Origin of the sequence: Alistipes sp. An116, assembly GCF_002161005.1 — a bacterium.
Classification (GTDB): Bacteria; Bacteroidota; Bacteroidia; order Bacteroidales; family Rikenellaceae; genus Alistipes; species Alistipes megaguti.
Window position 1 is genome coordinate 12,899 of record NZ_NFLR01000023.1, and the last position, 22,868, is coordinate 35,766.

Consider the following 22,868-nt stretch of genomic DNA (forward strand, 5'->3'; position numbering starts at 1 on the left):
ATGAAGTAATAATATGAAGAAGCAAGTAATGATATTGACCGGTGCCGGACAAATCGGCATGGCCATTGCCCGTCGCATGGGCTACGGAATGAAACTCATCATCGGAGACAAACGCAAGGAAAATGCCGATGCCATCTCCGACATCATGAACAAGGCAGGATATGACACTGTGCCTGTAGAGATGGATTTGTCCTCACGCGACTCCATACGCTCGCTGATAGACACCGCTCAACAATACGGAGACATCACCATGCTGGTTAATGCTGCGGGCGTGTCGCCCAGTCAGGCATCCATAGAAACTATTCTGAAAGTAGATCTTTACGGTACGGCTGTTCTGCTGGAAGAAGTGGGTAAGGTAATAGTCGAAGGCGGCACGGGTGTTACCATCTCCAGTCAGTCGGGACACCGTATGCCTGCCCTCGGCGCGGAGATTGACGAACGACTTGCCATGACCCCGACCGAAGAACTCCTGACGCTCGATGTATTGCAACCTTCCAATATCCGCGACACTCTGCACGCTTACCAGCTGGCGAAGCGTTGCAACGTGAAGCGCGTCATGGCGGAAGCCGTGAAGTGGGGAGAGCGGGGCGCACGCATCAACTCCATCTCGCCGGGAATCATCGTCACGCCGCTTGCCATCGACGAGTTTAACGGCCCGCGTGGGGATTTCTACAAGAACATGTTCGCCAAATGTCCTGCAGGACGTCCGGGTACGGCAGACGAGGTGGCGAATGTCGCCGAACTGCTGATGAGCAACCGGGGAGCCTTCATCACTGGTGCAGACTTTCTGGTGGACGGAGGGGCAACGGCTTCTTATTTCTATGGGCCGCTGCGTCCGTAACCTGTGTATCGTGATACCCCTTGTATGGGGTACTTTCAATACCCTTATATGGGGTATCTCAAAGGGTCATACATGGGGTATCAACAGCACCCATATATGGGGGATAATTCACCCTTCTAATGAACATACAGACATGGATACCGACCGTGAACAGATAGCTCACTGCTACCACGACATGTACCGCGCCATGATAGCTAAAGACACCGCCTCCCTCGACAGCCTGTTGGACGACAGTTTCACCCTGATACACATGACGGGGATGCGCCAGTCAAAAGCCGAATACCTGCGCAGTATCGCCCAAGGCACGCTGAACTATTACTCGTGCGAGGATACGCAATTAGACATAACTGTAAAGGATAACCGTGCCTTACTCATTGGGCAGAGTAGAGTCAATGCAGCGGTATTCGGCGGTGGGTGTCATACATGGCGGCTACAGTTAGACATTGATTTGGAAAAGAAAGATGGGCACTGGCTGATGACCGAAGCACGGGCTTCGACCTATTGAATTTATGTAATTGAGACATCTCAAGAGTATATTCTTGGGATGTTTCTTATTTATTGTTTGATTTGAGCAAACAATGGTTTGATTTGCAAAAGTGTGTATTGTGTCATTTCCCTACTTTTGTATCATGATTAAATAAACTTAGGAACAAATGGAAACAATAAGATTGAATAATGGTGTAGAAATGCCGGTTCTTGGATATGGAGTATTTCTCGTATCGCCGGAAGAGTGTGAACGTTGCGTGCTGGATGCCATCCATACAGGCTATAGGCTGATAGATACGGCGCAGGCTTATTATAACGAAGAAGGTGTCGGAGAAGCCATAAAGAAATGCGGTGTTTCTCGCACGGATTTGTTCATTACCACCAAAGTCTGGATTTCCAATGCCGGGCAAGAAAAAGCGGCAGTTTCCATAGAAGAGTCGTTGCGCAAACTTCAGACTGACTACATTGACCTATTGCTAATCCACCAGCCATACGGTGATTATTACGGAACCTATCGCGCCATGGAAGATGCACTGAAAGCAGGAAAAGTACGCGCTATCGGCGTAAGCAATTTTCAGGCAGGGCGTTTTATAGACCTTGCGCTCCATACAGATATAAAGCCAGCCATCAACCAACTCCAATGCAATGTACAGGTTCAGCAGACTGACATACGCCCTTGTCTCAATGATTATGATACGAAGATGATGGCATGGGGACCACTTGGAGGACAGGGAACATCCGGAATAACGGACAATGAACTGTTGATGCAAATCGGAGAGAAATACAAGAAGACAGCGGCTCAAGTTGCGCTGCGCTGGCTGACGCAGCAGGGTATTGTCGCCATCCCAAAGAGTACACATATTGAACGCATGAAGCAAAATCTTGATATTTTCGACTTCAGACTTACTGACGATGAAATGACACAGGTTGCCACACTCAACCGACATGATGCAGGGACCGTGAAATTCAATGACCCACAGTTTATCAAACACCTGATAGAAACTTACGGATAGAATGATGAAGATACTGATTATCGAAGGGAGTCCACGACATGGAGGCAATACAGATTTGTTGAGCAATGAGTTTGCCCGTGGAGCTGTAGAAAGCGGACACGGGATAGAGAAAATCTATTTGCAACGGAAGAAGGTGGCTCCATGTATAGATTGCGAGGCATGCCAGACAAAACGGCAGGGTTGCATACAGAAGGATGATTTCGGAGAAATCTGTGAGAAGATGATTGCAAGCGATGTGCTGGTCTTTGTCACACCTGTCTATTTCTATTCGGTCTCGGCGCAGATGAAGGCATTGTTTGACCGCTGTTACTCCATATTGGAGCGACTATCCAGCAAACGCTGCTGCCTGCTTTCTGCCGGAGCAGCCGATGCTACTGAATACTTCGACACACTCATTGCCTGCTACCGGGGCTTTATCCATTGTTTCCCGGATATGAAGGAGTGCGGAACGGTACTGGCTTATGGAGCACAAGCCAAAGGAAGTGTCGTCGGGAATAAAGCAATGCAGGAGGCTTACCAATTAGGGAAAAATATCAACTGACAAAATATTAGACAAATGAAAGATATAATCAAAATGATGCGGAACGGTGAACCGGTCAGTATGACCGACCCGGATTATGCTGCCGCAGCAGCGATAATCGCTGAAACATGGAAGAAATGTGAAGAAATCAACTGTGTACCCCGTACATTCAGTGAATTGCACGATGTGATAGTAGAAAAGCTCGGAATCGCCCTGCCAAAATCATCAAGCATCGTACAACCTTTCCATATTGATTCGGCAAGCGGGTTGGAAGTCGGCGAGAACGTATTTATCAACTACAATTGTAGCATGATGGCGTGCGGTGGCATCATCATCGAGGACAATGTACAGATTGGGCCTAATGTGATGCTTGTGACGACCAACCATGATTTTACTAAACGTGAATGGGTTTTGCACAAGCCTATCGTCATAAAGAAAGGTGCATGGATTGGCGGACGTTCTCTCATTCTGCCCGGCGTGACCATTGGCGAGAATGCGGTAGTGGCCGGAGGTGCGGTAGTAACGAAAGACGTGGAGCCGAACACCATTGTGGGTGGTAATCCGGCTAAAATAATAAAACGGTTGGATTGATGATGAAAACATTCATTATATGGATATGTTGCCTGATGGTTTTGCCCGTTATGGCACAAGATAATAAGCAGATAAAGGGAGATAACGATATGAAGACATTGACTGTATATTTTTCCTATACGGTTGGGAATACAAAACGCATTGCTGAAAAAGTACATGAGGCTGTTGGTGGTGATATAGTAAGGTTAGAGCCTGCAAAGCCCTATCCTACCGACTATAATGCTACTGTAAACCAAGGGCAGGAAGAAGTGAGCCGTAACTATAAGCCTGCATTGAAGCCGTTAGGTGTAAATGTGGCTGACTATGACCGTATAATTATAGGAACACCTACTTGGTGGTATAAAATGGCACCTGTAGTGCTTTCGTTCCTGTCTGAAAATGATTTTACGGGAAAAACGGTTGTACCTTTCATGACCAATGCAGGTTGGCCGGGGAGCGTCATCAAGGATATGACAGAACTTGCCGAGAAAAAGGGAGCTACGGTAGAACACGCTCATGAATTCCGTTTCAGTTCCGATGAAAAGCATTTTGATAAAATGAAAACATCAGAGAGCGAACTGGAACAATGGATAAATAGCTTGAAATGAATGCTTTTACTTTAATTTCATTGCTATATCCAATTTAATTCATACCTTTGTAAGGGATTGATTTATAATATAAAAGATATAGATATATGATAGAAAATCTCAGTGACTTCTACAAGCGGATAGGCCGTAACGATCTTGCGGCGGAAGCCTACGTGAAGGAGAAACCCTACTTCACTGTACAGGAAAGCCAGTGTCGTATCGGACACGTATCGTTCAGTTACCGCGACTTCTACAAGGTGGCGTTAGTGTTGGAGACGGGAAAGCTGTTTTATGCAGATAAGTGGATAATGGTAGATCGTCCCGCCTTGCTGTTCTCCAATCCGATGATTCCATACGCTTGGGAAGCTACGGGAGATGCCCGTGGCGTAGGATGTTTCTGCATCTTCAATGAAGCGTTCATCGAGGCAAGCGAGAAGATGGGTACATTGGCCGATACTCCGCTTTTCAACCAGTCTAAGGAACGCATCTATTTTCTGGACGATGAGGTGCTGCAGAGCGTCACGGAAATATTCGGCAAGATGCGCGAGGAGTCGAAGTCCGACTATTCACAAAAGCTCGACATACTGCGCTGTTACGTCCATCTGATGGTGCACGAGGCGATGAAAGCCGCTCCTACCAGCACCTATGTACCTCACAAGAATGCCGCTCAGCGCATTGCCGAGCTGTTCCTCACTCTGCTCGACCGTCAGTTCCCCATTGAGTGGCCTAAGAAAATCCTTCGCCTGAAATCCGCAGCCGACTTTGCCGACCGCCTTTCCATCCATGTCAATCACCTGAACCGCGTGGTAAAGGCGACGACCGGACGCACCACGTCCGACCTCATCAACGCTCGCATCGCGCAGGAGGGCGTGCAGCTGCTCCAGCACAGTCCGCTCAGCATCAGCGAGATTGCCTACAGTCTCGGCTTCGAGGAGCTTTCTTCGTTCAGCAACTTCATCAAGAAGCGCACGGGCACCTCGCCTACGGAATTACGGGAAGCTGCGGTCTGATTATTAAACGAAATGACAGCAGAAACACATCATCTGAATGTCATTTGGATATCAGCGACTCTCTGTAAGCCTTTGGTGACATTCCAAGATGCTTGGTCACATAACGGCTGAAATAAGAGAGCGTCGTGAAGTTCATTTCCTCCGCTATCTGTACGATAGACAGTGTTGAATTTTCAAGATACTCCTTTATCATCGGAACGGTGTAACGGTCGATGTAATAAGTAACACTCTTGCCCGTTTGTCGCTTTACGGTATTGGACAGGTATTTAACAGTTACGTTCAGTTGTTCCGCATAATAAGCGACTTCCCTATACTTCTTACTGCGTCCGCTTTCCAACAATGCCATCAGTTCCTTTACGACATACATACTCCTGTCTGTGGCGAATATCGGAGTACGGTTCTTGGCATGGAAATAGAACAGGTCGTAAATCAGCGGAAGAGCCAGCCCGCCTATCAATTCGCGATAAAACAGATGGTTGGTATCGGCAATGCGGTCGCGGATGTTATGTATGTCACGCACCAGTTTTTTCGCATCCTCTTCTGACAATGGGATGATTGGGTTGTCGTATAAGCTGATGCCCCCTCCTATGCCATAATTATTCGCCGGAAGCTGGTTGGAGAGGAAATCATGCGGTGCTGCCAATACTTCCACTTTCAAATCTTCACTCTGACCGACTACATTCACTTGCTGGGGCGCATTGATGACTACCGCATCATGTTCCTGCACATGAAACGGACGACCGCCATAAGTAAAGAAGCCTTCCCCTTGCAGGCACACCATGTGGACGCACCAGCCTTTCAGTTTCACCGAGCCTATCAATTGGAACAGGGTGGAATATACGATTTTCAGTTCTTTATCCTTTGCCATGCCGCAAAATTACGGCATTATTCGGAGAGTGCAAAACAATTTGTGCTTTTGGTGAAACATTAGACACCTTTTGTGAAACATAGAGAAGGTAAAAGCAGCGTAACTTTGCACCGTAATCAAAAACGAAAAGGACAATGAGCAGAACACTTATAGTTTATTATTCACGCCGGGGCGAGAACTATGTCGGCGGCGTTATCAAGAAGCTGCAACAGGGCAACACCGAATGCGTGGCGGGCAAGATTGCCGCGCTGACCGATGCGGACAGCTTTCGAATAGAAACCGTCAAGGCATATCCGGCTGACTATACGGAAATGACCGAGGTCGCCATGCAGGAACTCCAAAGCAAAGAACGCCCCGCGCTGACAGGACAAGTCAAGAATATGGAACAGTATGACACGATTATCCTTGGCTATCCCAACTGGTGGGGCACGATGCCGATGTGCGTGTTCACTTTTTTGGAGGCATACGACCTCACCGGGAAGAAGATACTGCCGTTCTGCACCCATGAGGGCAGCGGACTGGGGCATAGCGTAGATGACATCCGGAAAGTCTGCCCCGGTGCGGAAGTGAAAGACGGGCTTGCTATCCGTGGAAGTGCAGCGGTTTCATCGGACAGGCTGATAAAGGAATGGTTGAAACAAAACGGTATATAAACATCAAAATTCCATAGAAACATGAAAGGATATGTATTGCAATCAAAAGGAAAAGCGGCGTGGCAGGACGTGCCGGTTCCCGAAATAGGGCCCTACGATGCTTTGATACGTCCGACGGCAGTCGCCACGTGTACAACGGATATTCACCTGATAAAGACGGCTGCATGGCCGAAAGCCATTGGCAAAGTCATCGGGCACGAAGGCGTGGGCGTGGTGGAAAAGGTCGGTTCGATGGTCAAGGACTTCAAGCCGGGCGACCGGGTCGTCATGCCGAGTGCGGGGTCTGACTTCCGTCATTACCGTTCCCAACGCGGAGAGGCGAAGTATCACCAAGACTTGAACGCCTATTTCTCCGATGACCCGACCATCGGCGGTGTATTCTCCGAACTGGTAAAAGCGGTGGATGCCGACAACCGTCTGGCACGGATACCGAAAGGCGTGACCGACATACAGGCAGTCATGGTGCCCGATATGCTGATTACCGGATTTACGGGTGTGGAGCAGATGCACATACGTTTCGGCGAAACGGTGCTGATTATGGGCGTAGGCCCGGTAGGGCTAATGGGTGTGGCTGCAGCAGCCTTGCGTGGAGCAGGGCGCATCATCGCCGTGGGTTCCCGTCCGCATACCCTCGAACTGGCACGGCAATACGGCGCGACGGACATCATCGACTACAAGAAAGGCGACATTTTGGAGCAGGTCATGGCATTGACAGGCGGCGAGCCGGTGGACAGCGTATTGATAGCCAGCGGCGGACGGGCAAGCGACACGTTCACTACCGCCATGCGTGCCGTGAAGTTCGGCGGTCATGTGGCGTGCGTATCTATTTTCTTCGATGATGAGAACGTGACGCTGCCGATGAACGTCTGGGAATATGGCGGCATGGAGAAGCGTCTCACCGGCGTACTGGCGCAAGACGGGCGCGACTTCTTCGAGCGTCTGCTCCTGCTCATCGCCAACAAGCGGGTGGACCCGGCACCGCTGGTGACCCACGTCCTGCACGGCTGGGACCAACTGGACGAAGGTCTGGCGTTAATGGGAAGCCGCAATCCGGAGGTAATCAAAGTAGTCGTAGTGCCTTAATGATAACGGTATGAACGCAAACAAATTGAAAGGCCATGCCGCCGTGCTGACCGCCAACGTCATCTTCGGGCTGAACATCCCCGTCACCAAGTTCCTGCTGTCGGGCTGGATGAGTCCGTTGGGCTACATGCTCTCGCGCACGGCGGTCGCCACCCTGTGCTTTTGGGCGGCAAGCCTGTTCGCGGAGAAGGAGAAGGTCAGCGTGCGCGACCTGCTGCTGATAGCCTTGGGCGGCTTCATGGGATTCATCGTGTCGCAATACCTCACGGCGGTCAGCCTGCAATACACCACGCCGGTGCATTTCTCGCTCATCGTGGCGTTGAGTCCGGTGGTGGTCATGCTACTAGCGGCACTATTTCTTCGCGAACCTATCTCGCGGCAGAAGGTGGCGGGCGTGGCGTTGGGCATCGCCGGGGCGTTGCTGCTGGTGGTGCGCAGCATGGGGACGGAGTCGGGCGAGAACGACTTGGCAGGGATGCTGCTTGCCGTGCTGAGCATCACGGGCTATGGGGTCTATCTGATTATCATGCGCAACATCGCGCAGAAGTACACGGTCATCACGCAGATGAAGTGGCTCTTCCTCTTCACCGCACTGATGATGCTGCCCTTCGGCGCACGCGATTTCGGCTCTCAAGCGGTTTTCTCCGCTGCCAGCACAGGACAGGCCATAGCAGGACTGACGTTTGTCATCGTCTTTCCCACCATGTTGGGCTATGTCCTCACGCCATACGGACTGAAGCACCTGCGCGCCACGACGGTCAGCATCTACATGAACCTGCAACCCATCGTGGCATCCGTAGTCGCTATTTTCGTGGGGCAAGACACCTTTTCGTGGGAGAAGCCGATAGCCGCCGTACTGGTCATCACCGGGGCATACGTAGTGACCACCAGCCGTGCAAAGGACGACCCGGACACGAGCCTACCTCATCCCGGACATAAGGCCACCTCACCCCGGACATGAGATAGCCTCAAGTCCGACTTAAGGTAGGATGAGGCCGGACTTGATGTACCATGAACCCGGACTTGATGTAGGATGACATCCGGACTTATCTTTGTTAACATTTGCCGCCGTTATCTCCGACAACACCAATCCGGCAGGATAAGCACTGAAAACAGCGACGACAGCCTTCGCAAACACGGAGAGCCTCTGTCGTCAGCTTGAATGAGCATAATTTGAAAAGAATGAATATAAAAACGACATTGATTTTGCTTTGCGCTCTACTGGCATTTCCCGTCATGGCGCAAGACTATGGACAATTAAAAAATAAAGACATGAAGACATTGATTGTGTATTTCTCCTACACGGCAGGCAATACCAAACGCATTGCCGAGCGCGTACAGGCTTCGGTAGGAGGTGATATCGCAAGGTTGGAGCCTGTGACCCCGTATAAGGGCAGTTACGACGACGTAGTACATCAAGGGCAAGAAGAAGTGGAGTGCGGCTACAAGCCTGCGTTGAAGTCCCTCGGCGTGAACGTGAAGGACTATGACCGCATCATCGTGGGCAGTCCCACGTGGTGGTACAAAATGGCACCGGCGGCATTGACTTTCCTGTCGGAGAACGATTTTACGGGAAAGACCGTGGTTCCGTTCATGACCAATGCAGGGTGGCCCGGCACGGTGCTGAAAGACATGACCGCTGTTGCCGAAAAGAATGGTGCCAAAGTGGAACACGGGCATGAGTTCCGCTTCAGTTCCGATTCCAAGCATTTCGACCGCATGGTGACGCCGGAAAAGGAATTGGAACAATGGATTAATACATTGAAATAACAATCGAAGAAAAGCATGAAAACAAGAAAATTAGGACAAGTAGAAGTTTCCGCCATCGGCATGGGCTGCATGAACCTGAGCGGCGTCACGGGCAAGGGAGCGGACAAGAAGTATGCCATCAACGTCATTCGCACGGCGCACGCCATGGGCATCACACTCTTCGACACGGCGGAGGCATACGGACCGTTCATCAACGAAGAACTGGTAGGCGAGGCGTTGAAACCCATCCGCCACGATGTAGTGCTTGCCACGAAGTTCGGCATGATTTCGGAGGAAGGTGGGCTGAACAGCCGACCGGAACACATCCGCAAAGTGGTGGAACAGTCGTTACGCCGCTTACAGACCGACTACATTGACCTGCTCTACCAGCATCGCGTGGACCCCAACGTGCCGATAGAAGACGTGGCAGGAACGGTGCGCGACCTGATAGCCGAGGGTAAGGTACGCTATTTCGGACTGTCGGAAGCCGGAGCGGACACCATTCGCCGTGCCCACCGCGTGCAACCCGTCACAGCCGTACAGAACCAGTATTCCATTTGGACACGCCAGTCGGAACAGGCGGTCATCCCTACATGCGAGGAACTGGGCATCGGTTTCGTGCCTTGGGGACCGCTGGGTACGGGTTTCCTCACTGGCACCATCTCTGCCGATATGACCTTCGACCCAGCCAACGACCTGCGTGCCACTTTCCCCCGTTTCACTCGCGAGAATATGCAGGCAAACATGCCCCTCGTTACGATGCTGAACGGTATCGCCAAGCGCAAAGGGGCATCGTCGGCACAAATTGCCTTGGCATGGCTGCTGACGCAGAAACCCTTCATCGTCCCCATCCCCGGCATGGACAAGTTGGAGTATCTGGACGATAACATCGCCTCCACCGAACTCACGCTGACACCGGAAGACCTGCAAGAAATAGAGGATGGGCTGTCGAAGATTGAGATACACGGGGCACGCCTCTCGCAAGCTCTGCTGGATGATATTCATGAGGACATCAAGTAATTTGTTCAATTGAAAATAATACAAGTTGGAATTTGGATGATAATCAAAGTTAAGCGAAAATGAAACAGAATGGTTATTTGATTTTGCTTATCTGTACGCTTGTGTGCATGGCATGTGGGGAGCCAAACAATGCGCTCGTTATTCGTGAGCAGGGAAGTTTTTTTGTCGGTGGCACAGTAAAAACAGAACAGGGTGTTTACGATACTCATCATGCTCTTGAGCCGAATGGACAAACATTGCATGGTGACCATACCTATGTTTCTTATCAAATTCCGACAAACGCTCGTGAATACCCTCTTGTTTTCCTTCATGGTTCGGGTCAGTCGGCCAAGACATGGGAAACGACCCCGGATGGTAGGGAGGGATTTTCCAATATCTTCCTGCGCCGAGGTTTTGGCATTTATCTCATCGACCAACCTCGTCGTGGCCGTGCAGGACGTGGTATGGAATCAGGACAAATAAATTCTACTCCTGATGACCAGTTCTGGTATGAAACATTCCGTATAGGCGTGTGGCCTGATTATTATGAAGGAAGTCAATTTCCACGTCAGACTGAAGCATTGGAACAGTTCTTCCGCCAGATGACACCAGACACCGCACCTTACGATGAACAAGTGGTATCCGATGCCGTTGCCGCATTGTTTGACAAGATAGGAGGAGGCATCCTTGTCACACATTCGCAAGGTGGAGGACCGGGATGGCATACGGCAATCAAAAGCAAGAACGTGCGTGCCATCGTATCATACGAACCGGGAAGCGGATTTGTTTTCCCGGAAGGAGAAGTCCCTGATTCCTTGCCGACAATCAATCCATTGGGCGCATTGACGGCTAATGTCGTTTCGTTGGCTGAATTTGAGCGATTGACCCGTATTCCGATTGTCATTTACTATGGTGACAATATTCCCAGAGCCAAGTGACGTATGGGGTCAGGACGGCTGGCGCGTTCGTATGCAAATGGCCCGTTTGTTTGCAGAGTGTATCAATAGGCATGGTGGGGATGCTTCTGTCGTCTATTTACCCGATGTCGGATTGCATGGAAATACCCATTTCCCGATGTCGGATTTGAATAATACACAAGTCGCAGATTTGTTGTCGGAATGGTTTAAGAGAAAAGAATTAGATGAAAAATAAATTGTTAACGGAATAAAAAATGAAATTATGGATAGAAGAGATTTCGTCAAGAACTTAGGCATTGCGGTGGCTGGCATCACCCTGTTTCCGTCCGACATGTTAGCGCGACAGCATACCGGAATCGCCGCCAACGAAGCCGACCCTGTGAAAAAGGGGAATAACACCACCCGCACGATTGGGCAAGGGCTGACCGTATCGTCCATCGGATTGGGCTGCATGAACATGGTGCGCTCCACTCCGCCCTTTGTCACCCGCGAGGATGCCATCCACCTTATCCGCGATGCCTATGAACACGGCATCACCTTCTTCGATTCTGCCGAAGTGTACGGGTCGGGATTGAGCGAAAGCTATTTGGGAGAAGCCGTTGAGCCGTTCCGCAAGCAGGTGGTCATAGCCACCAAGTTCGGTTACACGCCGCTCGACAGCCGTCCGGAGCACATCCGCAAGGTCGTGGAAGAAAGTCTGCGGCGTCTGCGTACCGACTATATCGACCTGCTCTACCAACACCGTGTAGACCCGAAAGTCCCGATAGAGGACGTGGCAGGAACGGTGCGCGACTTGATAGCCGAGGGCAAGGTGCTGCATTTCGGCCTGTCCGAAGCCGGAAGCGCCACCATACGGCGTGCCCACAAGGTGCAACCGCTGACCGCCATACAGAATGAATACGCCTATTGGTCGCGCGTTTCAGACGTAGAAGTCATGGACACTTGCCGCGAGCTGGGCATTGGTTTCGTACCTTGGGGTCCGGTGGGTAAAGGTTATCTGACCGGAGACATCAATCCCTATACCGTGTTCCATCCCGAAGACAACCGCGTCAGCAACCCGCGCTTCACCACCGAGGCACGGCGTGCCAACTGGGGACTGGTGGAAACCCTGTCGGACATCGCCATCAGCAAGCACGCCACTCCCGTACAGATAGCCCTTGCCTGGCTGTTGCACCGTGCGCCGTTCATCGTACCCATCCCCGGCACGAAGAACCCGATGCACATGCGCGAGAATGCCGGAGCCAGGTTTGTCACCCTGACGGATGAAGAAGCCGCTTCGCTTGACAAGGTCTATGAAGAATACTCCATCGTAGGCGCACGAGCATCGGAGGATTCGGAGAAACTGCGTGATGATGGCGCACGTACCGGAACGACATCCAAAGACGGAAAAGGATTCAGCCCGTGGCCTTGAATAATTACTAAAAATGATATAATTAACAAAGAAAATCGAATATGAAGAAAAGAATGATTGGTAATCTCGAAGTATCCGAGATTGGTATGGGCTGCATGGGATTTTCCCACGGCTACGGACAAGTGCCCGAAGAGGCATACAGTATTGAGGCTATCCGCAAGGCATACGAGGCAGGCTGCACATTCTTTGACACGGCGGAGGTGTATGGCGATGTGATGTTCTTTCCCGGACACAATGAATTGCTGGTGGGCAAGGCTGTCGCCCCGTTCCGCAAGGACATCGTGCTTGCCACCAAGATGTTCCTCCACGAATCGGAGATTGCGGACGGTACAAGTATCTACGATGCCACGTGCAAGCATTTGGAGCAATCGATGAAGAACTTGCAGACGGACTACATCGACCTCTACTACCTGCATCGCGTCAATGAACACGTTTCGTTTGAGGAAATAGCTGCTGCAATGGGGCGGCTCATCAAAGAGGGCGTTATCCGAGCTTGGGGTATGTCGCAGGTGGATGTGAATATATTGGCAAAGGCACATGCCGTGACTCCCGTTGCCGCCGTGCAGAACCTCTATTCCATGCTGGAGCGCGATTGCGAAAAGGATATATTCCCGTACTGCTTGGAACACAACATCGGCGTAGTGCCCTTCTCCCCGATAGCCAGCGGCTTCCTTTCGGGCAAGATTAAGGCGGACACGCAATTCGAGGCGGTGGACGATGTACGCAAATTCGTTCCGCAACTGAGCCGTGAGAACATCATCGCCAACCAGCCCGTGCTCGACATCCTTGCCGAATATTCAGCGAAGAAGAATGCTACCAACGCACAGATTTCACTTGCGTGGATGCTCCACAAATATCCCAACGTGGTGCCTATCCCCGGTTCGAAGAATCAGGAACGTATCTTGGAAAACCTCGGTGCCGCCAATGTGGAACTGACCGATGAAGAGTTCCGTGCGCTGGAAGCAGCTCTTGATGCCTGCACCATCCACGGGCATCGCGGACACGTGGAAACGGAGCAGACAACTTTCGGGAACAAATGGAAGAAAGCAGACGAATAAGATATTAAATAGTAACAACCACATAAAGAAACGAATTATGCAAACAGTAAGATTATCAAACGGCGTGGAAATGCCGATTTTGGGTTACGGGGTCTATCAAGTGACTCCCGAAGAATGTGAACGTTGCGTGTCGGATGCCTTGAGCGTGGGCTACCGCATGGTGGACACGGCACAGGCATACGCCAACGAGGAAGGTGTGGGCAATGCGGTGAAGAAAAGCGGTATCCCGCGCCAGGAGTTGTTCATTGTGACAAAGGTGTGGATATCCAATGCCGGGTATGAGAAGGCGAAGGCATCCATTGACGAGTCCCTGCGCAAACTCCAGACGGACTACATCGACCTGCTGCTCATCCACCAGCCGTTCAATGATTACTACGGCACCTACCGTGCCATGGAAGAAGCGTACAAGGCTGGCAAGCTCCGCGCCATTGGTGTATCGAACTTCTACCCCGACCGTTTCATTGACTTGGCAGAGTTCTGCGACATCAAACCGATGGTGAACCAAGTGGAAACGCACGTGTTCAACCAACAGGTAGAAGCGCAGAAAATCATGCAGCAGTACGGCACACAAATCATGTCGTGGGGTCCCTTCGCCGAAGGGCGCAATGACTTCTTCACCAACCCCGTTCTGAAAGTCATCGGCGAGAAATACGGCAAGTCCGTGGCACAGACAGCCCTTCGTTTCCTTATCCAGCGCGGTGTAGTGGTCATTCCGAAGTCCACGCACAAGGAACGCATGGAGCAGAACCTTGATGTATTCGATTTCTCCCTCTCCACAGAAGATATGGATGCCATCGCCAAGCTGGACAAGAGCGAAAGCCTGTTCTTCTCGCACTACGATCCAGATACCGTGAAATGGTTTACAGGATTCGGCAAGTAAAGATAGGGATGGTTTGATTTGAGCAAACGATGGTTTGATTCGATTAAGCATGTCTCGGCCGTGGCACGCTATTTTTGTATCCGTAAAACGTATCATTAAAAATGAATGAATATGAAGAAAACAATCCTATCAGCAGTCGCTTTCGTGCTTGCCTGTTCGGGAGCCGTAGCGCAATCGCAGAACGATGGTCTACCTGGCACGCCCCAGACCGAGGCCTACGTAGTGACTCCCGTGGATACCACCAGTGGCGTGACTGTGCGCAAGGTATCATTCCTGCGTAGCAACAACATTGTATTGGTGGGCAACCTCTTCCTGCCGAAAGACTTTGACAAGACACGGAAGTATCCTGCCATCCTCAGCATCCATCCTGCCGGAAGTGTCAAGGAGCAGTCCGCCGGACTGTATGCCTACCGCTTGGCAGAGAAAGGTTTTGTCACCCTTGCCTTCGATGCCACATACGCCGGAGAAAGCGGTGGTACACCGCACTGGTCGGAAGCACCCTACGAGCGGGTGGAGGACATCCGCTATGCTGTGGACTACCTTGTGACGCTACCTTTTGTGAATGAACACCGCATCGGTGCCCTCGGCCTCTGTGCCGGAGGCGGATACGTCATAGCCACCGCCTCGACCGAACGCCGCATCCGTGCCGTGGCAGGCGTAAGTGCCGCCGACATCGGTGCCGCCAACCGTGAAAGCTGGCTACGTGGACGCAGTGTGGAAGAACAAATTGCGCTACTGGAGGACGTTTCCGCACAGCGCACCCGCGAAGCCCGTGGCGAGGAACTGATGAAGGTCTATATGTGCCCGGAACCGGACGAAAACACCGCACCATCCTTCCGTGAAGGTTATGAATATTATCGCACGACTCGTGCTTGGCATCCGCGTGCCGACAACTTCTACCTGCGTCGCAGCCAAGCGACAAAGATGGCCTTCTCCGCCATCGAGAACATCTACCTACTGACCCAGCCCGTACTGCTTGTGGTAGGCGAAAAGGCAGACTCCGAATGGCAGACCGAGCGCATCTACAACGCCCTGCCGGGCAAGGACAAAGAGGTGTACACCATCCCTGGCTATTCGCACATCGACCTTTATGATAAGGAGGGAGCAGTGGACCCGGCGGTGGAAAAGCTGACTGAGTTTTTCACACGGACACTGGCTGAATAGATGAAGTTTCTGATAGTCACATCCCTTTTATTGGGAAGTATATTATTTGTTTTTCCGCAAGTGTTGTATGGTTTGGCAGCACTTGTGGGAAAACTTTTTGTATTCAAAGTTTCTTATAAGCCGTTTTTGTTTGCTTCCATCATATTGGTCAGTATATGGTTCTTGGCGGTAATATACGGCTATTTTATCGGACGAACGCGATATGAGATAAAACAGGAAAGCATTAGTTTTGCCAATTTGTCTGATTCATTCGATGGCTATCGCATTGTACAGATTTCCGACCTCCATCTGGATGGCTTACGGGGCAATACCGGTTTCCTTGACAAAGTGGTAGAAAGCGTCAATGCTTTGCAACCGGACATGATTTGTTTCACGGGTGATTTGGTTTCGTTTACACACGAAGAAATGGATGCTTACATCCCAGCACTGAAAAAGCTGCAAGCACGCGATGGTGTATACTCGGTACTTGGAAATCACGATTATGCCCCTTATGTTTCTTTCCCGAAAGAATCCATGAGGAGTGAAGCCGTACACGCCTTGATTGATAAGGAAAGAAGTCTGGGATGGAATGTTTTATTAAACGAATCCCGTATTGTTTATCGCGGCAAGGACAGCATTGCCATTGTAGGCGTAGAGAATCAAAGCTGTGGTGCACACAGTGTAGTCAAGCGAGGAAAACTTTTGGCTGCACAAAGTGGTGTGGAATCCATGTTCCGTATTCTTCTGTCGCACGACCCCAGCCATTGGAAAGCTGAAGTATTGCCGCAGACCGACATTCCTCTTACTCTATCAGGACATACCCATGCCATGCAGTTGCGGATAGGGAAATATACTCCATCTGCATGGCTTTATCCCGAATGTGACGGGCTGTATGAAGAGCAGGGACGCTATCTGTATGTGAACATAGGGCTTGGAGGAACTCTGCCTTGCCGTATCGGAGCCATACCGGAAATTACCTTGATTGAACTGAAGAAAAACTGATTGTTTGATTTGCACAAGCAATGGTTTGATTCAAATAAGCGTGCTCCCGGCGGGGCACGCTATTTTTGTATCCGAAAGAATATAAAGCATTTATAGCGTATGAACAAAAGAGAATATCCTAAGATGAACCGCCGTGAGGCTCTGAAACAGATGGGTACTGTCGCCATCGGTGCCGGGCTGGGCATAGGCGGACTGCATGCCGCAGAAGTATTGGATAATCCGGCAGGAGAATATCAAGGCAGAAAGATGAACGTATTGTTGGTAAACGGCAGTCCAAACAAGGAAGGTTGCACCTATACCGCCTTGACTGAAGTGGGCAAAGGATTGAAAGAGCAGAATGTAGATTCGGAAGTGTTCTGGATTGGAAGACGGCCTATATCGGGTTGTGTGGCTTGTGGTGCTTGCAGCAAGACGGGGCGTTGCTATATGAACGATGCAGTCAATGAGTTTTTAGACAAAGCGGAAGGATATGACGGCTTTGTCTTTGGCTCACCCGTGCATTTTGCTGCGATGGCAGGCAACATCACTTCGTTTATGGACAGGGCGTTTTTCTGCGCCCGTACCAATAATGAAATGGCTGGCAAGCCTGCGGCTTCCGTCACCAGTTGCCGACGGTCGGGCAGCACTTCCACACTCGACCAGCTGAACCGTTACTTCATTCATCGCGGGATGCCGGTAGTGCCTTCGCAGTATTGGCCGATGGTACATGGAAATACGCCCGAAGAAGTCCGGCAGGATGGCGAAGGTTTGCAAATCATGCGGACACTTGGGCGCAATATGGCGTGGCTGATGCACAGCATCGAGGCAGGCAAACAGATGGGGCTGGAATATCCGGAACGTGAAAAGAGAATACAAACCAATTTTATCCGTTAAACCTTATGTTACGCAAAATCAGAATTACATTAGCCGTCCTGTTCTTCGCGCTCGTCACATTGTTGTTCCTCGACTTCACGGGAACGATACACGCTTGGTTCGGCTGGATGGCAAAGATACAGTTCCTCCCTGCAGTGCTTGCCCTGAACGTGGGCGTCATCGTATTGCTCGTTGTCCTGACACTCGTTTTCGGACGGGTGTATTGCTCAATCATCTGCCCTTTGGGTGTGATGCAGGATGTTATTTCTTGGATAAGTGGACGGCGTAAGAAAAAGAAATACCGTTTCTCTTATTCACCTGCCAAGAATATCTTACGGTACGGGGTGCTGGCAGTGTTCGTCCTTGCTTTGATTGCTGGGATAGGCTCGTTCGTCGCCTTGCTTGCACCATACAGTTCATACGGCAGGATTGCTGGTAACCTTTTTGCGCCGATATACCAATGGGGTAACAACTTGTTTGCCTACTTCGCGGAACAGATGGACAGTTATGCTTTTTATGAAACTTCGGTCTGGATAAAGAGCCTGCCGACATTCATTATCGCCGCACTTACCTTCATTATCATAGGTGTATTGGCGTGGCGCAACGGACGGACATACTGTAACACCATTTGTCCAGTGGGTACAGTATTAGGATTTCTCTCACGATTTTCTTTATTCCGTATCCACATAGATACGGACAAGTGCAATGCCTGCGGCTTGTGCTCACGCAAGTGCAAGGCTGCGTGCATCAACGGCAAGGAGCATACGGTGGACCACAGCCGTTGTGTGGCGTGTATGGATTGCATCGACACCTGCACACATGGGGCCATTTCCTATCGGTTCAGAAAGAAAGTGAATGCATCCACCGATGCTTCAATCCCGTCACAACAGGTTGATAAAAAACAGATTGACGATGCCCGCCGCTCTTTCCTGACCGCCACGACGATATTGGCAACCACCGCCACCCTGAAGGCGTGGGAGAAGAAAGTGGACGGCGGATTGGCAGTCATTGAGGACAAGAAAATCCCCAAACGCGCTACGCCCATTGTTCCGCCCGGAACATTAAGCGCACGCAATTTTGCACACCATTGCACTGCCTGCCAACTTTGCGTGTCGGTCTGCCCCAACGAGGTGCTACGTCCGTCCACAGACCTGATGAAACTGATGCAGCCCGAAGTGTCATACGAGCGGGGCTATTGCCGACCGGAGTGTACCCGATGCAGCGAGGTCTGTCCGACAGGAGCGATACGACCGATAACCGTAGCAGACAAGAGTGCCACGCAGATAGGCCACGCCGTATGGATACAGAAGAACTGTGTGCCGCTGACCGATGGCGTGGAGTGCGGCAACTGTGCCCGTCATTGCCCGACGGGTGCCATACAGATGGTGCCGTCCGACCCGCTGCTGGAAGGCTCGCCCAAGATTCCCGTCGTGAATACGGAACGCTGCATCGGCTGCGGGGCTTGCGAGAACCTTTGTCCGGCACGACCGTTCAGCGCGATTTACGTGGAAGGACACGAGTCGCACCGAGTGGTCTGAACAAAGGTCAGACCTTAGCCTACCTCAAGTTCGATCTGAGGTAGCCTCATGTCCGGGGTGAGATAGGCTCATATCCGGGGAAAGCTCTAATCCGTCTGGAGAAGCATTATCCCCGCAGGGGACAGAGCCAATCCGTCAAGATAACCACTTTCCCCAGCGGGGATAACACCAATCGAGCCGGATAAACACTTTCCCCGTTGGGGACGGTGCTTCTCGAAGATTTCAAGCCCTGTCCCCGCAGGGGTCAGCCTCAATCCGGACGGATTATCATCGAATCAATAAACATCAAAATACAATGGATAAGAATAAAACAATCTCCCGACGCGACTTCTTCAAACGGATGGGAGCCGCAGGCATCGCTTCGGCGGGTTTGGCGGCGTGCGGAGGAAGGCAAGAAAATCCGTCTTCCCTAACAGGACAACTGGGGGATATGACCTATCGTACCCATCCGCATAACGGCAACCGCGTATCGCTGCTCGGTTACGGCTGTATGCGCTGGCCGATGATGCCCAATCCGGACGGCGAGGGCGAAGTGATAGACCAAGAGGCGGTGAACAGGCTGGTGGACTACGCCCTTGCCCACGGCGTGAATTATTTCGACACGGCTCCACCTTACGTGCGCGGTTTGTCAGAAACGGCTACGGGCATTGCCCTCTCGCGCCATCCACGCAATTCCTATTATATCGCCACGAAAATGTCCAACCACCATCTGGCGCGGACAGGGCTGCGGGGGAAAGCGCTCTACGATGCTTCTTTGGAGATGTACCACCATTCTTTCGAGGCATTGCAGACCGACTATCTTGATTATTACCTGTTGCACAATGTGGGTGGAGAAACCGGGATGCCATTCCTGCGGCAACGCTTTTTCGAGAGTGGCGTACTCGATTTCCTGCTCGAAGAACGTAAGGCTGGGCGCATCCGCAACCTTGGTTTTTCCTATCACGGCGATGTCAAGGTGTTCGACTACCTGCTTTCCCTGCACGACGAAATCCGTTGGGACTTCGTACAGATACAGCTCAATTATGTGGACTATCGCCACGCATCAGGGATGAACTTCAATGCCGAATATCTCTATGCCGAACTGGAGAAACGCGGCATCCCTGCCGTCGTAATGGAACCGTTACTTGGCGGACGGCTTGCCTCGTTGCAGGATTATCTGAACGCCCGTCTCAAACAACGCCGCCCGTCGGAGAGCGTGGCTTCGTGGGCTTTCCGTTTCTCCGGCACGTTTCCCGGCGTGCTGACCGTGCTCAGCGGAATGACCTATATTGAACATCTGCAAGACAACTTGCGGACGTATTCGCCGCTCGACCCCTGTACGGAGGATGAGCTTGCCCTGCTGGAAGATACGGCGCAGGAGATGTTGCGTTATCCTTCCGTCCCCTGCACCACTTGCGAGTATTGTATGCCTTGTCCTTACGGTATCAACATACCCGGCATCTTTTCCCATTACAACAAGTGCATCAATGAGGGGAATGTGCCTTCTTCTTCCAGGGACGAGGACTACCGCAAGGCTCGCCGTGCTTTTCTCGTAGGTTATGACCGGAGCGTACCTCGCCTGCGTCAGGCAAGCTACTGCATCGGATGTAACCAATGCACCCCACACTGCCCACAAAGCATTAAGATACCGGACGAATTGCATCGTATCGACCGGTTTGTAGAACAATTGAAACAAGGGACATTATGAATAAGGAAAACAAACAAGAACTTATTAAACGGCTGCACGCAGAGAAATGCTCTTGCGTGATAGCACAAGGAGAAGACACGCGCACTTTTCATAAAAAAGGCGTGAATGACCTGTATGAACTGGTATGTCATCATCCTGCCTATTTGAAAGGAGCGTACATTGCAGACAAGGTAGTCGGCAAGGCGGCAGCGGCACTGATGGTAATGGGAGGCATCAAGGAAGTCTATACAGATACAATCAGCTTGTCCGCCCTGACATTATTGCGGAAAGCACACATCCCAGTGGATTTTGAATGCCTTGTTCCCTATATTCAAAATCCCGATAAGACCGGGTGGTGCCCGTTGGAAGAAAAATGCTATCATGAAGACTCCATTGGCGGCATTTTCTATATCATACGGAATTTTATCAACAAGCAGACCCCATTTTTCAAAAGGTTGTTTGCCTGGAAATAGTTTTAATACTTAAAAACTCATTGATATGAACAAGATTGGTTTGACACTTAGTGCATTGCTGCTGTTTTCGTGCGTAGCGATGCTTTATGCCCACACGGAAATGATGTGCAATGACAAGCAAGCGGAAGTGACAATGAAAGCTCACGGACATCAGAATAACGTAAAGATTTTAATTGCGTATTTTACATGGCCGGAACCCGATGGCATAGATGCGGCATCGGGTGCCAGTCGTGTATTATCCGACGGAAAACTCTATGGTAATACGGAATATATTGCTCACATTATAAGAGAGGCAACGGGAGGAGACTTGTTCGCCATAAAAACAGAACGCACTTATCCCACTCCTCATAAAGCATTGATTGATGATGCAAAAAAGGAAGCAGAAGCCAATGGCCGTCCAAAACTGCTTAACCATATAAAAAACTTGTCGGATTATGATATCATATTTGTAGGCTATCCCAATTGGTGGTACGATATGCCAATGGTCATCTATACATTCTTTGATGAATATGACTTCAAAGGCAAGACCGTCATTCCTTTTGTAACGCATGGCGGCAGCAGCTTTTCGCAATCTGTGGCGACTATTGCAGAAATGGAAAAAGATGCCAACGTAATAAAAGGCCCGTCAATTCCGGCACGTAGTGTACCAGATGCTCAAGCAAGCATTATTAACTGGTTAAAACAACATGGATTGATTAACAAGTAAACGTATATTATTATGCAAACAACAGTAAAACTTTATGATTTAGGCTATGCCGAGTCCAAGACTTGGTTAGCCGCTACAATATTTATAGTGGGTAACATTGCATTACCCCAACTTTTCCATCTCATTCCGCAAGGCGGAGTAACATGGCTTCCCATTTATTTTTTCACCCTTGTCGGTGCTTACAAATATGGGTGGAAAGTAGGGTTGTTGACCGCATTAGCTTCTCCGATTGTCAATTCCCTGATGTTCGGGATGCCAGCTTTTGGTTCACTTCCTGCCATTCTGCTCAAATCCGTATTGCTGGCCATTGCCGCCGGATATACAGCACACAGATGGCGGAAAGTTTCATTGCCGCTTATACTAATAGTGGTACTATCTTATCAGATAACAGGAACATTGGGAGAATGGATAATAAAAGGCAACTTTTACAATGCCATTCAAGACTTCAGGATAGGAATGCCTGGTATGCTTTTTCAAATTTTTGGAGGATATCTGTTTATCAAATACCTGATACATAAGTAATGATGTTTGGAATAGGAACTCAGGAGATAATCTTCATTGTATTGATTGTCCTGCTGTTTTTCGGTGGCCGGAAAATCCCTGAACTGATGAAAGGTATAGGTAAAGGAATACGCAGTCTTAAGGAAGGAGTAAGAGGCATCGAGAATGATATAGAGGCAAAAGATTTATAAAAGATATAACACTACGGATTTTATATATGACATCATTCGTGTCCGGGAAAAATCCGGACTGGTTATTATAAAGTTTAACAATTAAAACAAAGTAGGTTCGGTAGAACCATCCGGTTCATTGACAATATTGCAGTTAGGTTTACAGAACAGG

The 22,868-nt window shown here is 50.4% G+C and carries 25 protein-coding genes and 1 pseudogene; 25 read left to right on the forward strand and 1 reads right to left on the reverse strand.

Annotated features, from left to right (window positions below; translation table 11 throughout):
* Positions 1-13 precede the first annotated feature (13 nt).
* From B5E60_RS11895 to B5E60_RS11925, 7 genes are all read left to right on the forward strand, one after another.
* On the forward strand, positions 14-841 hold the full coding sequence (locus B5E60_RS11895; protein WP_087311902.1) for an SDR family oxidoreductase: 828 nt from the start codon (positions 14-16) through the stop codon (positions 839-841).
* A 133-nt stretch (positions 842-974) separates the two neighbouring features.
* Complete coding sequence (locus B5E60_RS11900; protein ID WP_162611637.1) at positions 975-1,346, forward strand: nuclear transport factor 2 family protein; 372 nt, start codon at positions 975-977, stop codon at positions 1,344-1,346.
* A gap of 148 nt (positions 1,347-1,494) precedes the next feature.
* A complete protein-coding gene (locus tag B5E60_RS11905; RefSeq protein ID WP_087311906.1) occupies positions 1,495-2,340 on the forward strand; it encodes an aldo/keto reductase in 846 nt (281 codons plus the stop codon).
* A 4-nt stretch (positions 2,341-2,344) separates the two neighbouring features.
* Complete coding sequence (locus tag B5E60_RS11910) at positions 2,345-2,881, forward strand: flavodoxin family protein (RefSeq protein ID WP_204246473.1); 537 nt, start codon at positions 2,345-2,347, stop codon at positions 2,879-2,881.
* Positions 2,882-2,896: 15 nt separating this feature from the next.
* On the forward strand, positions 2,897-3,451 hold the full coding sequence (locus B5E60_RS11915; protein ID WP_087311910.1) for a DapH/DapD/GlmU-related protein: 555 nt from the start codon (positions 2,897-2,899) through the stop codon (positions 3,449-3,451).
* 2 nt (positions 3,452-3,453) lie between these two features.
* Positions 3,454-4,038 carry a flavodoxin gene (locus B5E60_RS11920; protein WP_204246474.1) on the forward strand — a complete coding sequence of 195 codons (585 nt, stop codon included), beginning with the start codon at positions 3,454-3,456 and terminating at the stop codon, positions 4,036-4,038.
* Positions 4,039-4,124: 86 nt separating this feature from the next.
* The gene (locus tag B5E60_RS11925) at positions 4,125-5,027 is read left to right on the forward strand and encodes a helix-turn-helix domain-containing protein (protein ID WP_087311912.1); all 903 of its coding nucleotides are present in this window, start codon (positions 4,125-4,127) and stop codon (positions 5,025-5,027) included.
* Positions 5,028-5,067: 40 nt separating this feature from the next.
* On the opposite strand, the gene B5E60_RS11930 is transcribed toward B5E60_RS11925, so the two are convergent.
* Positions 5,068-5,895, reverse strand: coding sequence for a helix-turn-helix domain-containing protein (locus tag B5E60_RS11930; RefSeq protein WP_087311914.1), 828 nt, complete (start codon positions 5,893-5,895; stop codon positions 5,068-5,070).
* A gap of 134 nt (positions 5,896-6,029) precedes the next feature.
* Here B5E60_RS11930 and B5E60_RS11935 point away from each other — a divergent pair, with 134 nt between their 5' ends.
* The 18 genes and pseudogenes from B5E60_RS11935 (at position 6,030) to B5E60_RS12020 (ending at position 22,717) form a co-directional block, all read left to right on the forward strand.
* On the forward strand, positions 6,030-6,548 hold the full coding sequence (locus B5E60_RS11935) for a flavodoxin (RefSeq protein ID WP_087311916.1): 519 nt from the start codon (positions 6,030-6,032) through the stop codon (positions 6,546-6,548).
* 21 nt (positions 6,549-6,569) lie between these two features.
* Positions 6,570-7,631, forward strand: a complete 1,062-nt coding sequence (locus tag B5E60_RS11940; protein WP_087311918.1) for a zinc-binding dehydrogenase — start codon at positions 6,570-6,572, stop codon at positions 7,629-7,631.
* A gap of 10 nt (positions 7,632-7,641) precedes the next feature.
* Positions 7,642-8,592, forward strand: a complete 951-nt coding sequence (locus tag B5E60_RS11945; RefSeq protein WP_087311920.1) for a DMT family transporter — start codon at positions 7,642-7,644, stop codon at positions 8,590-8,592.
* 311 nt (positions 8,593-8,903) lie between these two features.
* On the forward strand, positions 8,904-9,401 hold the full coding sequence (locus tag B5E60_RS11950) for a flavodoxin family protein (protein ID WP_087311950.1): 498 nt from the start codon (positions 8,904-8,906) through the stop codon (positions 9,399-9,401).
* A 15-nt stretch (positions 9,402-9,416) separates the two neighbouring features.
* Positions 9,417-10,400 carry an aldo/keto reductase gene (locus B5E60_RS11955; RefSeq protein WP_087311922.1) on the forward strand — a complete coding sequence of 328 codons (984 nt, stop codon included), beginning with the start codon at positions 9,417-9,419 and terminating at the stop codon, positions 10,398-10,400.
* Positions 10,401-10,459: 59 nt separating this feature from the next.
* Positions 10,460-11,531 (forward strand): annotated as a pseudogene (locus tag B5E60_RS11960) (alpha/beta hydrolase).
* 27 nt (positions 11,532-11,558) lie between these two features.
* Complete coding sequence (locus B5E60_RS11965) at positions 11,559-12,707, forward strand: aldo/keto reductase (RefSeq protein WP_204246475.1); 1,149 nt, start codon at positions 11,559-11,561, stop codon at positions 12,705-12,707.
* A 41-nt stretch (positions 12,708-12,748) separates the two neighbouring features.
* On the forward strand, positions 12,749-13,765 hold the full coding sequence (locus tag B5E60_RS11970; RefSeq protein WP_087311926.1) for an aldo/keto reductase: 1,017 nt from the start codon (positions 12,749-12,751) through the stop codon (positions 13,763-13,765).
* A 37-nt stretch (positions 13,766-13,802) separates the two neighbouring features.
* Positions 13,803-14,645, forward strand: coding sequence for an aldo/keto reductase (locus tag B5E60_RS11975; RefSeq protein WP_087311928.1), 843 nt, complete (start codon positions 13,803-13,805; stop codon positions 14,643-14,645).
* A 111-nt stretch (positions 14,646-14,756) separates the two neighbouring features.
* Positions 14,757-15,809 carry an alpha/beta hydrolase gene (locus B5E60_RS11980; RefSeq protein WP_087311952.1) on the forward strand — a complete coding sequence of 351 codons (1,053 nt, stop codon included), beginning with the start codon at positions 14,757-14,759 and terminating at the stop codon, positions 15,807-15,809.
* Entirely contained in the window at positions 15,810-16,790 is a 981-nt protein-coding gene (locus B5E60_RS11985) for a metallophosphoesterase (protein ID WP_087311930.1), read from the forward strand.
* A 99-nt stretch (positions 16,791-16,889) separates the two neighbouring features.
* Positions 16,890-17,663 carry a flavodoxin family protein gene (locus tag B5E60_RS11990; protein WP_239403335.1) on the forward strand — a complete coding sequence of 258 codons (774 nt, stop codon included), beginning with the start codon at positions 16,890-16,892 and terminating at the stop codon, positions 17,661-17,663.
* 5 nt (positions 17,664-17,668) lie between these two features.
* Complete coding sequence (locus B5E60_RS11995) at positions 17,669-19,180, forward strand: 4Fe-4S binding protein (protein WP_087311932.1); 1,512 nt, start codon at positions 17,669-17,671, stop codon at positions 19,178-19,180.
* A gap of 295 nt (positions 19,181-19,475) precedes the next feature.
* On the forward strand, positions 19,476-20,867 hold the full coding sequence (locus B5E60_RS12000; protein WP_087311934.1) for an aldo/keto reductase: 1,392 nt from the start codon (positions 19,476-19,478) through the stop codon (positions 20,865-20,867).
* The gene (locus B5E60_RS12005) at positions 20,864-21,319 is read left to right on the forward strand and encodes a DUF1893 domain-containing protein (RefSeq protein WP_087311936.1); all 456 of its coding nucleotides are present in this window, start codon (positions 20,864-20,866) and stop codon (positions 21,317-21,319) included. The genes B5E60_RS12000 and B5E60_RS12005 overlap by 4 nt, the downstream gene beginning before the upstream one ends.
* 25 nt (positions 21,320-21,344) lie before the next feature.
* Positions 21,345-22,025: a flavodoxin gene (locus B5E60_RS12010; RefSeq protein ID WP_087311938.1), complete on the forward strand. Its 681-nt coding sequence runs from the start codon at positions 21,345-21,347 to the stop codon at positions 22,023-22,025.
* A 12-nt stretch (positions 22,026-22,037) separates the two neighbouring features.
* Positions 22,038-22,547, forward strand: a complete 510-nt coding sequence (locus B5E60_RS12015) for an ECF transporter S component (RefSeq protein ID WP_087311940.1) — start codon at positions 22,038-22,040, stop codon at positions 22,545-22,547.
* Positions 22,547-22,717 carry a Sec-independent protein translocase subunit TatA/TatB gene (locus B5E60_RS12020; RefSeq protein WP_239403336.1) on the forward strand — a complete coding sequence of 57 codons (171 nt, stop codon included), beginning with the start codon at positions 22,547-22,549 and terminating at the stop codon, positions 22,715-22,717. Before B5E60_RS12015 ends, B5E60_RS12020 begins: the two co-directional genes overlap by 1 nt.
* Positions 22,718-22,868: the final 151 nt, after the last annotated feature.